This is a genomic window from Lactococcus sp. UBA7128 (genome assembly GCF_002492185.1).
Lineage (GTDB): Bacteria > Bacillota > Bacilli > Lactobacillales > Streptococcaceae > Lactococcus > Lactococcus muris.
The window spans coordinates 15,260-27,012 of record NZ_DKXK01000093.1 but is presented as its reverse complement, the minus strand read 5'-3'; the positions used below and the strand labels follow the sequence as shown (position 1 = coordinate 27,012).

Genomic DNA, 11,753 nt, shown 5'->3' with positions numbered 1-11,753 from the left:
TTGCACTTAAATTATAAATTCAAGCTACTAAAAAATCCCCACCGAAGCAGGGACACCTATAAGAACAGACTTTTATTATAACATAAAAGAGCACCGCGAAACTACGACGCTCTCAATTCTATGAATAATATGTTTGCCGCTCACTTAAGCAAAAAGACGGCCTTGGATGTTACTGTTGTAGCTTATGGCTCCAAATATATTCTGACATCTGTTTTTTTACTTTTCAAGCGCCAATCTGAATGTTTTCATTTAGAAAAAATTTACCAACATTCTACATAAACTAATTGGCATAATTAATTTGCTGCTTTTCTACTAGGGGATACTTAACTATTTGATTACTCTCCAAGTCCTCTTTAAACATATCTAAGGCTGTAATTTGGCTATTTTCATATGTTCGATAATAATAGATTCCCTTATCTGCATTGCAGCAGGATGAATATACTGTATATTCGTATTTCTCATCTCCTACGTCACACAGGCCTCTTTGTTGCTCCACTGCTCCTAATATATGGAAAAACTGGCTAATGCTTTCATCTTCTGAATTTCCTGATACTGAATTTAATTTCGCAAAAGCTGCTCTAACAAATCGAGATGTTGAAGAAAGATCTCCTGGTAAGCCTATTCCTCCCATACCTCGACTATAAACCTCTAAATCCACTTGATTTGAAAAATTATTTTTAGGTGTCATGTTAGATAATGCACGATAGTTATTCAAATTAAAGAGTTGATAATCAAAAGAAGGATTATTTGTTAAAACTCCTACAGGATTATCGTATATATGAAGCCCATCTTCCATACTTTCAATGACGATTGATTTCTCCTTATCTGCAAGCAACCAATGCAACGGTGATAGAGGAAGGTCATCACTAAAATTAATATTGACTAAATTTATAGTATTTAAAAGTTTTTTGGCTTCATCTACAGTCGTACACTGCCCTAAAATGTATGGAATAAATTCAAAAGGTGAAACATTTTCTTTTCCTTCCTCATATTCATTATAGTATGCGTAACCAGCAAAATTTAACCCAGCCATACATAGCCCTTTTTCATTCATGGCATCATAGTAAAGAGGATAATCTGCTATACCTGCAGCTATTCCAATCATTGCATAATGAGTATTTAAATTTTCTATTTTTCGAAAATCTAAGATATAATTTCTCGGAGTAATAGCTACAACTTCATTGTAAGATATCTCATAGTCAAAATTTCTTCCAAAGTAATGGTCTTTTGTCACGTATGTAATTGATGTGCACATAATTCCCTCCAAATTCTCAACTTAATGCTAGATACCGTGTTTATTACACTATACCCAAACAGTTTCAATAGACAATGTTTTGAATAAATTTCATACAATTGACCACATTTTATTAACTCTTCACAGCTTTAAACGTTCCCTATGAAAAGTTTACACAATTTCTAAAGTGTGAAGAAAATTCTAAGCAATCAACCGTATTCAACCACATTATAGTAGTCATTCTGCCTCATGTCAAGAAATTTCTTCCATACAAGAAAAGATTAAACACATGTACCTATCCTAGCAAAATCAAACACATCTCTGAAAATAATGATGGAACGTATAGGACATGCTAAGGCAGATACTCCCCTATTAATTTATAACCATGTTACTCAAAAATCAAAAGATCAGATAACAACTGCCCTAGATAATATACTTTAAATTATTGTCCACCTTTTGCTCCCTTTATGCATTTTATGAGTAAAGACACAAAAAGAACCCTTATTATTAAAGGGTTCTTTTATAATATTACATCATGCCACCCATCATTGACGGATCCATGGCTGGAGCAGCTGGACTAGCTGGCTCTGGTTTATCCGCAACAACTGCTTCTGTCGTCAAGATAAGACCTGCTACTGATGCAGCATTTTGAAGTGCTGAACGTGTTACTTTTGCGGGATCCACAATACCTGCTTCAATCATTTGCACCCACTCACCGGTAGCCGCATTGAAGCCGACACCTTTACCTGCAGATTTGAGCTTGTCAATGATGACTGAACCTTCATAACCAGCATTGGCTGCAATTTGGCGTACAGGCTCTTCAAGTGCACGGCGAACGATGGTCACACCTGTTTGTACATCCCCTTCTTCTTCCAGCGCATCAAGAGCAGAGAGGACTGTTACAAGAGCAGTACCACCACCAGCGACGATACCTTCTTCTACAGCTGCACGTGTTGCATTAAGCGCATCTTCGATTAAAAGTTTTTGTGCTTTGAGTTCAGTTTCTGTAGCAGCACCTACTTTAATCACAGCGACACCGCCAGAAAGTTTTGCTAAGCGCTCTTGAAGTTTTTCACGGTCAAATTCAGAAGTTGTTTGTTCAACTTGAGCTTTGAGCGTAGCTACACGTGTTGCAATTGCATCTGCTGAACCAGCTCCTTCAACAATTGTTGTGTGTTCTTTATCGACAGTGACTTTGCTCGCCTGTCCAAGGGCTTCTAAACCTGCATCTTTAAGTTCCAAACCAAGCTCTTCTGTAATAACAGTCCCACCTGTAAGGATAGCTAAATCTTCCAGTTGTGCTTTACGACGGTCACCAAACCCTGGTGCTTTGACAGCAACGACATTGAAAGTACCACGAATCTTGTTCAACACAAGAGTTGGTAAAGCTTCACCATCAACATCATCTGCTACGATAAGCAAAGGACGGTTTGTTTTCAAGATTTGTTCAAGTAAAGGTAAGATTTCTTGGATATTTGAAATCTTCTTGTCCGTAATCAAGATGTATGGATTATCAAGGTTAGCAACCATTTTTTCATTATCTGTTACCATGTATTGAGACAAGTAACCACGGTCAAACTGCATACCTTCTACAACTTCAAGTTCAGTTTGCATACCTTTTGACTCTTCAATAGTAATAACACCGTCATTACCAACTTTTTCCATAGCATTGGAGATGTACTCTCCAACTTTTTCTGAACGAGAGGATACAGCTGCAACTTGTGCAATAGCTTCCTTACCAGATACTGGGATAGCCAACTCTTTAAGTGCTTTCACAGCTGTTTCAGTAGCCAGCTCAATACCACGACGAATTCCCACTGGGTTAGCACCAGCAGTTACGTTTTTCAAGCCCTCACGGACGATAGCTTGTGTCAAAACTGTGGCTGTTGTTGTTCCGTCACCGGCAACATCATTTGTTTTTGAAGCAACTTCACTAACCAGTTTTGCTCCCATATTTTCAAAATGATCTTCCAGCTCAATCTCTTTTGCGATAGTTACACCATCGTTAGTGATAAGGGGACTTCCGTAAGATTTTTCAAGAACAACATTACGACCTTTAGGGCCAAGTGTTGTTTTTACTGTATCTGCTAAAATATCAATACCACGAACCATTGCTGAACGTGCATCTGATGAAAATTTAATATCTTTTGCCATTTTTTACTCTCTCCTGTCTTTATTTTCCTTAAACAATCGCAAGAATATCAGATTCCTTGATAATCAAGAAATCTTCGCCTTCAAATTTTACATTGGTACCCGCAAATTTTTCAAAGAGAACTGTATCACCAACTTGTACTGTAGGTGCAATAACCGTTCCATGATGAGTTGTTTTTCCTGGACCTACTGCTACTACTTCAGCAATCTGCGGCTTTTCTTGGGCCGCTGAAGCCAAGACAATACCACCTAAAGATTTTTCTTCTTCCTCTTTTATACGCAAAACAACGCGATCTGCTAAGGGTTTCAACATGTTATTCCTCCATTTTTGTTTTATTTTAGCACTCTTTAAGTTTGACTGCTAACTTATATCTCTTATTTTACCGCGAAGGTCAAAATTAGTCAAGAAAAAAACTCTTTTTTCTATCTTTGGAACCTTTTATTATGAAGGCGTATCTTCTTCAGAGCCCAATCATAATAGAGGCAAGAGAGAACTGAAAATACTGCCCTAAGCTTGTCGTTCCAGTCCACGAATAAAAACTCTCTGTGTAGAGCGCTTTATCAAAAAATTGTCGCAAGGGACTAAGCCTTTCTTCATGACTCACAGACATTTTTTCTTGATTGCTCTAGTAGGGAGTTATTTGCTGCTTTTCTCCAAAATATTGGTTCATTTCCAACTATAGAGGAGGGTAAAAAGTCTTGATTCTCCCTTACATAGTTTTGTAAAAGTATCTGCCACTCACAAAAATGCACAAAGACATCATATATGTTTTTGTCCCGCCCCTAATGTGCTTTCCCTACCTCGTTCATAGCCAAACTTAAAGTTGCTTTCTCGTGCTTCAAGAGAGTTATACAACCAAGTTACATATTTTACTCCAGTTTTCCTATGAAAAAAGAAGAAGTTCTTCCTTTATTTTTCGCGTTTGTATCCTTCTTCCTCATCCTTCATTGTTTCCTTTATATTAGCAGAAGAAAAATGGTTTTTTTCGCTGTCAAAAGGGAAGTTCTTCTTCTTTCAAATCTAGAGGCTCACTTTCTACATTTCCCTGTCGCATGGCGACTGTTGCACGGCTCTCCAAAAGATCAAAGTTTTTAACCAAAACTTCTGTCACATAGCGTTTCTGTTCCTGTTTATCAAGATAAGTTCGCGTTCGTATTTCTCCTTCAACCGCAAGTAAAGCTCCTTTTTTAGCATAAGATGCACAATGTTCAGCAGCTCTTTCCCAAAAAACTAGGGAAATAAAGTCCGCATCCTTCTCACCTTCTGCATTTTTGTAGCGTCTTTTAACTGCTAAATTTATCCTAAGCAAGCTCTTATCGTTTGTCGTCTTACTTAGCTCTGGGGTTGCAACAAGCCGCCCAATAAGTAGTGTTTTATTCATCGTTTTACCTCCTGTTATTAATAATACGAAAAAAGATTCCAACTTTCACTGGAATCTTTTTCTTTATTTTATTTTTTTTTAAGCTTGCCACATTGTTTCTGGGTCAAAAGCTGCACCAGCTGTCACGTCTGTTTGTAGGTCAATAATTCCACGAACTTGTGGCGCATTTGGCAAATCAAGCTCACGCGCTGAACATAACATACCAAAGGAAGGTACACCACGCAGAGCACCAGGCCAAATCAAACTTCCTGAAGGCATCATAGCACCTGGTAAGGCTGCAACTGTTTTCATACCAACAAAGGCATTAGGTGCGCCACAAACGATTTGCACAGGTTCTTCTAATCCCACATCTACTTGACATACATGCAAATGATCACTGTCTGCATGATCTTCCATTGTGAGAATCTCCGCCACAACGAACTTGGGCTGTCCATCATATACAAGTTGCTCTTCAAACCCTGCTTTACTCAATCTTAGGTTAAGCTCTGCAACCTGTGCTTTAGTCAAAGCGTTTTGCCCTTGAGCCAAATCTGGCCACTCTTCTTTAACATTGAAAATATTCCAAGCTACTGTTTGCCCAGTATCTTCACGGAAGACACGCGCAACATCCGCCTTACGCTCGTAGTTTACGTCCGCTCCCTCATTGTTCGCCACAATAAGCATGAGGACATCACCCACATTTTTATTATACGTTGCAATCATTTTCTTTCTTCTACACCCTTCAAAAATTCACTCACTTCTTCTTTTGTTTTACGCAATTTATTAACCAAACGGCCTGTTTCCTTGCCATTTTCAAGTGTTACAAAACTAGGAATGCCCATGATTCCCCATTCGATAGCTAAGTCCATAAATTCATCACGATCAACTTCTACAAAGTTAAAATCTGAAAACTCTGCTTCGAGTTCTGGCATTCTTGGTTTGATGAACGTGCAGTCGGGACACCAGCCTGCAGTAAAGAACAGCACGTGTTTGCCATCTGATTTAACAATTTCAGCAAGCTCTTCGTAATTTTTTGGAATAATCATAAATACTCCTCTCCTAACTCTGTAATTTTCAAGGTTTCTCCATCAATTTCAAAATTGATATTTTGGTTTTTCCCAACAACCACACCACCTTTATAAATAGCTCCTCGATCAGCTTCTTCAAAGAGCCAGACCACTTGAATATCTTGATCGGCAAAAGATTCGCGTACAGCGTCAATAAGCTCCTCGCGCAAATTACCCTCAATATGTTTGTAGCCTCGGTAAAGTATCTGCGCGCCAGCTATAGCGGCAAGCAAACCCAAGCCAACTTTAAAATATTTTTTCATATAAAAATTTTAACATAAAATCTTTCATATTAATACTTATAATTACTCCTCCTTCCTCTTGTACCAGTTGCCCCCTCCTGACAATATGTTGTCATATGTTACCTTTAAATGCTACAATAAGGGGTATAAAAAACCAAAGGAGCCTCACATGACTTTATTTAGCAAGATTAAAGAAATAACTGAAATCCAAGCAACCAGCGGCTATGAAGCCCCTATGCGTGACTATATGCGCGCACGCATGATTGAGCTAGGATATAGCCCTGAAACTGATGGCCTTGGAGGCATCTTTGTCACAAAAGAAAGTCAAATAAAAAATGCTCCACGCGTGATGATTGCTGCGCATATGGATGAAGTTGGTTTCATGGTTTCCTCCATCAAATCTGACGGAACTTTTCGCGTTGTCGCTCTTGGTGGATGGAACCCCTTAGTTATTAGTGCCCAACGTTTCACTCTATTTACACGTGATGGTCAAAAAATCCCTGTCGTTACCGGCGGCTTACCTCCACATCTTTTACGCGGTGCTTCCGGAGCACTCACTTTGCCACAAGTTGAAGACATTATCTTTGATGGTGGTTTCATGAACAGAGAGGAAGTTTTAGAATTTGGGATACGTCAAGGGGATGTTATCGTCCCAGAAGCTGAAACTATCTTAACTGCCAATGGCAAAAATGTTATCGGCAAAGCTTGGGATAACCGTTATGGTTGTCTTATGGTTCTAGAACTTTTGGACTACCTTAAAGATAAGGAATTGCCTGTTACATTAATTATTGGCGCAAATGTCCAAGAAGAAGTTGGTCTGCGCGGCGCTCATGTTTCAACACGAAAATTCAGACCTGAGCTCTTCTTCGCTGTCGACTGTTCACCGGCAACGGATACATTTGCTAATGACAACGGTCGTCTAGGTGCAGGCTCACTGCTCCGTTACTATGACCCCGGACACATCATGCTTCCTGGTATGAAAGATTTCTTGCTCAATACAGCAGAAATCAACGGCATTAAGACACAAGCCTACATCTCCAAAGGCGGCACCGACGCTGGTGCGGCCCACTTGCAAAATGAAGGCATACCTTCAACAACAATCGGCGTATGTGCACGTTACATCCACAGCCATCAAAGTATCTTCAACATTGATGACTTCATGGAAGCTCAAAACTTTATTCGTGCCATTGTGACATCACTTGATAAAGAAAAGATTTCAAAGATTAAAAATTATTAGTTTACAAAGAGGCAGCCGCCTCTTTTTAGCGGTAATTCGCTAAAATCCCTCTAGCATTCATCTTTGTTTTAGATAAAAAGTAAAAAATAAAAGTCATTTTTCAAATAAGATATGAAGGAAACTATGAATAAAAAAATCTACTATAGCTTAGGTGCTGTGGCACTAGCTTTATTTATAATACTCACTGTTATTGTGAAGCTCCATTACACCCATTCTCCAATGCCATATATTGATCCCTACTTGCAGACAGCTGCATGGCACTTGCAAGACAACACTTTTCTTATACAAGTTTCATCTATTGTTGCAGTCCTTCTAGGGGATGCTCTGGGAGCTATAGTTGCGCTAATCATTATTGCGGTTCTTTTTATTAAAGATAAAGTGTCAGCGATTTGGCTGGCCCTTGTTTCGGGAATAGCTGTGGGAGGCAATGCGCTCATCAAGCTCATCATTGGTCGTGAGCGTCCAGAACTGCACCGTTTTCCTGCCTTTTTCGATCAAACTGGGAAAAGTTTTGCGAGTGGGCATACGACTTTTGCAGTCGTCCTGTTTGGTTGTCTCTTTTTCATCCTCTTACAATATCTTACTTCTATATGGAGCAAGTATTTAGCTGGTCTCGTGACTTTATTCCTAATCTTTTTAACAATGTTTTCTCGTGTGCTGCTTTGGGTGCATTATCCCTCTGATACCTTAGGAGGATTGCTTTGGGGCGTTTCCATTATCTGCTTTACTTATCCTACTTATCTTCACTATAAAAAACGTGCTCTTCAAGCAAGTTGAAAAACACCATATAATTTCTCCTTCATATAATCTGAGGCAAAAAATCCAAAATAATCAAAAATCGCTCAGTTTCGGCAAAGAAAATGCCGTAGTTGAGCGATTTTACTTTTAGGACTTAGCTTGAACTCCGTCGAATTTCGACTTTTCTCCCAGCCTCTTTTTTTCCTTTATTTCCTGTTTAAATTTTTTTCATACTCTAGAATTTTCTGTTTTATGTGTACAGCATCCTCCTGCCCCATGAAACCTCCCAAGCTTCCGTCTTTACGAGTGACTCTGTGGCAGGGTAAAATTACAGGTAGGGGATTTCGTGCTAAAGCTTGTCCTACAGCTTGTTGAGCTTGAGGACTGCCGACACGGGCTGCCATTTCTTGATAACTAATCGTAGTTCCCGCAGGAATTTTTTGTAGTTCTAACCAAACAGCTTGCTGAAAGGCAGTACCTCCACTTAATTCAAAGTTCTGGTTATTAGTAAGTTCCTCATAGGTCACTTCTTCATGTTGGTTATCAAAAAAAACTTGGATAATTTGTCCTCTCTGATTACGTTTCACCGAAAGCTTAATTTCTTCATTCACCACATGCAACCTCCTCCTCGAAATGCAAAAGCCATTGTTTTCTCCATATTCCCGCTGCGTAACCTGACAGTTGCCCTGAACTACTTTTTAGTCGATGGCACGGTATCACAATAGCAAAATGATTGGAAGCATTTGCTGCTCCAACTGCAATGCTTGCATTGGGATTGTCTATTTTTTGAGCAATTTCCTTATAGGTTTTCGTCTGTCCAAATGGAATCTGCTCAAGTTCACGCCAAATCTTTTTTTGAAATGCCGTACCTTGAAAAACCAAGGGTAAGTCAAACTCTTTCCGTATTCCTGAAAAATACTCCTGCACTTCTTCTTCAACAAGACGGGAGACAAAGGTCGGGCGTTCTTCCAAGTCTGCTCCTAGACCGTCTATTTTCTTTTTCAAGTTCTTCCGCTCAACAAATTCGAGAAGATAGAGGCTTTCATAATCACTAATACTCAGCATTTCCCCTATGGGTGTCTGAAAATGATTTTTATAGAGAACTTTCTTCATGTGCTTATTATAGCACATGAAAAGCGATAGTTTTCGATAGTGAGTCCCTCTTTTGAAATAAAAAGGAGCCAAAGCTCTTTTTTACTTACTGCCTCCCAAAATCTTACTCCAGGCATCATTATAGTTGGCCTCTGTACCACCGATACCAAACTTAAACTGTGTCACAGGTGCACCATTTTTCGCCCAATAGCTCGTGGTTGTTGGGCCTGAAACCTTGACGTTCTTAAGCTTTCCTCCAGTCACCGTGCCTGGTTTTTGTCCCGTAGACTTGAGGACTGTACTCTTAATCACATCTGGATCCTTACTTGGGTCTGGGAATTTTTCTCCCGGCCCAAAGATATTCGGGTCAGCTGCTGCAATAGCATTAACTAAGTTAGCCATATATGTTCCATTGTTTACAGCTGCTGTCTTGCTCCCCATAGAAGTATTGTCGTCGTGACCAATCCAGCCTCCAAGAGAAACTGTTGGTGTAGAAAGCATGAGCCAGCCATCCACATAGTCGTTAGAAGTTCCCGTCTTACCAGCCCAATCTACATTGTTTGCAAGTGATGGATTAATGGCTTGCAAGTCTTGCAAAAAGTTGGTCGTACGTCTACTTGGCTCATAAGTCAAAACATTGCGCAAGAGGTTTGTAGTAATTGTAGAGGTTGCCTGTGAATAAACCCTTGTCGCTTTGCTCTCATGCTCATAAATGTCTTTCCCAGCATCATCCTTAATGCTTTGTACAACAAAGTAAGGTTCATAAACCCCTCCATTAGCCAGAGTTTGATAGCCATTGGTATGCTGTACCACGGTTGGTTCAATCCCTCCTCCAAGAGGAAGAGACTCTATGTTGTAATTAGGGACAGAATAGCCCATCTTACTCATATAAGGTTCAACACTGTTGCCTGAGTTCAGAATTGCTTGATATGTCCAGTGTGCAGGAATATTCCAAGAAACACCTAGTGCTTCGTTTAAGCTAACCATACCCGTCCCTGTTTCACCAACGTGTAAGATAGGTGTCCCATCGGAAAAGTTTGCGGGATAGTTACTGAGCATGCTAGCTGAACCAAGCAAGCCTAAATCAATAGCCGGTGCGTAAGCCAGAATGGGCTTAATAGAAGAGCCTGGACTACGCGTCGTATCAAAGGCATGGTTATTTTGATTCGTTGCATAGTCCAAACCGCCAATAAAACCAAGTACTGCTCCTGTCTTATTGTCCATCAAAACATTACCCGGCTGAACTTCACCTGTGCCGTCTTGTAAAATTCCGCCGTATTGAGCAACTGCATTTTGCATGGCTTCATAGACTGCTTGATTAATTGTTGTTGTAATCGTGTAACCACCTGTTTGTAAGGCTTGTGCTGCCATTTCACGATATTTTTGTTTCGTGCTGTCGTTGCCCTGTTCAGTAGCAGAAACCTCATCCTTCTTGATAAGATAGTCATATACATGTTTCAAAGCTTCATTATAAACTACATTGTAAAGGTAGCCATGTGCCACAGAATCTTGTGGTTTTGAAGGTAAAAATTCTTTAGATATATCAACTGCACGGTATTTTTCATAGTCTTCTTTGTTCAAATAACCTGCACGATACATATTGAAAAGGACATTTTGTTGCCGTGCCAAGCCATAAGAAAGTAATTCTTCTGACTTGAGTGAACCATCTGCATTATAGGGCGAATACACGATCGGACTCTGAGGCAGGCCTGCAATAAAAGCTGCTTCTGGCACAGTTAAATCCTTAGCTGATTTTCCAAAAATTCCTTGCGCTGCTGCTTGGACTCCAGCAATATTTTTCCCTTGATTATTTCGTCCAAAAGGTGAAACATTGAGATAATCTGTTAAAATTTCATCCTTACTCAAATATTGATTAAGCTGCAAGGCATATACAATCTCACTGGCTTTACGCTGGAAAGTGACACTGTCTCCAAGAGACTGCTGCTTGACCAACTGCTGGGTAATGGTAGAACCACCGGAACTCGTTCCTCCACCTAATGCTCCTAGTATCCCACGGACTACAGCTTTAGGGACAACACCATTATTGGTTTTAAAAGTTTCATCCTCTGTAGCAATCAAGGCATCTTTTACATTTTGTGAGATTTGATCACTGGACACATTTACCCTTACCAAATCACTAGAAATGTCTGAAATATTTGTACCATTGCTGTATTTCATTACAGACACGCCATGAATATTTCTAATTTGCTCAAGAAGTTCGTCCTTTTCTGGAACATCAGTATTTTCAACTAGTCGTGCAAAATAACCTGCTCCTGCAGCTACGCCAAATACGCCCGTTAAAAGAAGAAGAACACCCAAAACAGCAACCACACCACGTCCTACCGAAAAGACCGTTTGCCAGGTTGTTTTATTGCCTTCGTCTGTATTATTGACCTTATCTTTTTTAGTTTTATGAGGCTTTTTAAGCGAACTCTTATGGTCCGCTTGTGCCTCTTTTGCTCGCTTTGCCTCCAGTTTGGCCTGCAAACGTGCACGTGTACGCTCTTTGGATTGCTCTTGATTTTTTTTCATACTACATATTATATCAAACTTCCTTTCTTTTTTCGTGCCTATTTTTGCATTTTTTTGATATAATGAGAACGTTAATCTAATTTACTGAGAGAAACTATA

General features: G+C 39.7%; 13 protein-coding genes. 2 read left to right on the top strand and 11 right to left on the bottom strand.

What is annotated here, in order from left to right:
* Nucleotides 1-280: 280 nt before the first annotated feature.
* The 8 genes from bsh to B4H39_RS10090 all read right to left on the bottom strand — a co-directional run bounded on the left by bsh (nt 281) and on the right by B4H39_RS10090 (nt 6,076).
* A complete protein-coding gene (gene bsh / locus B4H39_RS10125) occupies nt 281-1,255 on the bottom strand; it encodes a choloylglycine hydrolase (protein ID WP_251422867.1) in 975 nt (324 codons plus the stop codon).
* A gap of 507 nt (nt 1,256-1,762) precedes the next feature.
* Nucleotides 1,763-3,388 carry a chaperonin GroEL gene (groL, locus tag B4H39_RS10120; protein ID WP_251422864.1) on the bottom strand — a complete coding sequence of 542 codons (1,626 nt, stop codon included), beginning with the start codon at nt 3,386-3,388 and terminating at the stop codon, nt 1,763-1,765.
* Between the two features lie 28 nt (nt 3,389-3,416).
* Entirely contained in the window at nt 3,417-3,698 is a 282-nt protein-coding gene (gene groES / locus B4H39_RS10115) for a co-chaperone GroES (protein ID WP_202230133.1), read from the bottom strand.
* 148 nt (nt 3,699-3,846) lie between these two features.
* Entirely contained in the window at nt 3,847-3,996 is a 150-nt protein-coding gene (locus B4H39_RS10110) for a ClbS/DfsB family four-helix bundle protein (protein ID WP_251422862.1), read from the bottom strand.
* A gap of 381 nt (nt 3,997-4,377) precedes the next feature.
* On the bottom strand, nt 4,378-4,767 hold the full coding sequence (locus B4H39_RS10105) for a single-stranded DNA-binding protein (RefSeq protein WP_202230132.1): 390 nt from the start codon (nt 4,765-4,767) through the stop codon (nt 4,378-4,380).
* A gap of 78 nt (nt 4,768-4,845) precedes the next feature.
* Nucleotides 4,846-5,469, bottom strand: coding sequence for a YtpR family tRNA-binding protein (ytpR, locus tag B4H39_RS10100; protein WP_251422859.1), 624 nt, complete (start codon nt 5,467-5,469; stop codon nt 4,846-4,848).
* On the bottom strand, nt 5,466-5,792 hold the full coding sequence (locus B4H39_RS10095; RefSeq protein WP_251422856.1) for a thioredoxin family protein: 327 nt from the start codon (nt 5,790-5,792) through the stop codon (nt 5,466-5,468). Before B4H39_RS10095 ends, ytpR begins: the two co-directional genes overlap by 4 nt.
* Entirely contained in the window at nt 5,789-6,076 is a 288-nt protein-coding gene (locus tag B4H39_RS10090; protein WP_202230129.1) for a hypothetical protein, read from the bottom strand. Before B4H39_RS10090 ends, B4H39_RS10095 begins: the two co-directional genes overlap by 4 nt.
* Nucleotides 6,077-6,224: 148 nt before the next feature.
* Between B4H39_RS10090 and pepA the strand changes: the two genes are divergently transcribed.
* Both pepA and B4H39_RS10080 read left to right on the top strand, forming a co-directional pair.
* Nucleotides 6,225-7,292: a glutamyl aminopeptidase gene (pepA, locus tag B4H39_RS10085; protein ID WP_251422853.1), complete on the top strand. Its 1,068-nt coding sequence runs from the start codon at nt 6,225-6,227 to the stop codon at nt 7,290-7,292.
* 123 nt (nt 7,293-7,415) lie between these two features.
* Nucleotides 7,416-8,069, top strand: coding sequence for a phosphatase PAP2 family protein (locus B4H39_RS10080; RefSeq protein WP_251422850.1), 654 nt, complete (start codon nt 7,416-7,418; stop codon nt 8,067-8,069).
* A gap of 167 nt (nt 8,070-8,236) precedes the next feature.
* On the opposite strand, the gene B4H39_RS10075 is transcribed toward B4H39_RS10080, so the two are convergent.
* The 3 genes from B4H39_RS10075 to B4H39_RS10065 all read right to left on the bottom strand — a co-directional run bounded on the left by B4H39_RS10075 (nt 8,237) and on the right by B4H39_RS10065 (nt 11,654).
* Nucleotides 8,237-8,644 (bottom strand): methylated-DNA--[protein]-cysteine S-methyltransferase, encoded by a 408-nt coding sequence (locus tag B4H39_RS10075; protein ID WP_202230126.1) that lies wholly within the window; start codon nt 8,642-8,644, stop codon nt 8,237-8,239.
* A complete protein-coding gene (locus B4H39_RS10070; protein ID WP_202230125.1) occupies nt 8,634-9,143 on the bottom strand; it encodes a methylated-DNA--[protein]-cysteine S-methyltransferase in 510 nt (169 codons plus the stop codon). The genes B4H39_RS10075 and B4H39_RS10070 overlap by 11 nt, the downstream gene beginning before the upstream one ends.
* Nucleotides 9,144-9,224: 81 nt before the next feature.
* Nucleotides 9,225-11,654 (bottom strand): transglycosylase domain-containing protein, encoded by a 2,430-nt coding sequence (locus B4H39_RS10065; RefSeq protein WP_251422842.1) that lies wholly within the window; start codon nt 11,652-11,654, stop codon nt 9,225-9,227.
* Nucleotides 11,655-11,753: the final 99 nt, after the last annotated feature.

Bases quoted from the DNA above. Each gene is read 5' to 3' on its own strand.
- B4H39_RS10090 (WP_202230129.1), bottom strand. From the start codon at position 6,076: ATGAAAAAATATTTTAAAGTTGGCTTGGGTTTGCTTGCCGCTATAGCT.
- groL (WP_251422864.1), bottom strand. From the start codon at position 3,388: ATGGCAAAAGATATTAAATTTTCATCAGATGCACGTTCAGCAATGGTT.
- bsh (WP_251422867.1), bottom strand. From the start codon at position 1,255: ATGTGCACATCAATTACATACGTGACAAAAGACCATTACTTTGGAAGA.
- B4H39_RS10080 (WP_251422850.1), top strand. From the start codon at position 7,416: ATGAATAAAAAAATCTACTATAGCTTAGGTGCTGTGGCACTAGCTTTA.
- B4H39_RS10065 (WP_251422842.1), bottom strand. From the start codon at position 11,654: ATGAAAAAAAATCAAGAGCAATCCAAAGAGCGTACACGTGCACGTTTG.
- B4H39_RS10105 (WP_202230132.1), bottom strand. From the start codon at position 4,767: ATGAATAAAACACTACTTATTGGGCGGCTTGTTGCAACCCCAGAGCTA.
- pepA (WP_251422853.1), top strand. From the start codon at position 6,225: ATGACTTTATTTAGCAAGATTAAAGAAATAACTGAAATCCAAGCAACC.
- ytpR (WP_251422859.1), bottom strand. From the start codon at position 5,469: ATGATTGCAACGTATAATAAAAATGTGGGTGATGTCCTCATGCTTATT.
- groES (WP_202230133.1), bottom strand. From the start codon at position 3,698: ATGTTGAAACCCTTAGCAGATCGCGTTGTTTTGCGTATAAAAGAGGAA.
- B4H39_RS10070 (WP_202230125.1), bottom strand. From the start codon at position 9,143: ATGAAGAAAGTTCTCTATAAAAATCATTTTCAGACACCCATAGGGGAA.
- B4H39_RS10110 (WP_251422862.1), bottom strand. From the start codon at position 3,996: ATGTCTGTGAGTCATGAAGAAAGGCTTAGTCCCTTGCGACAATTTTTT.
- B4H39_RS10095 (WP_251422856.1), bottom strand. From the start codon at position 5,792: ATGATTATTCCAAAAAATTACGAAGAGCTTGCTGAAATTGTTAAATCA.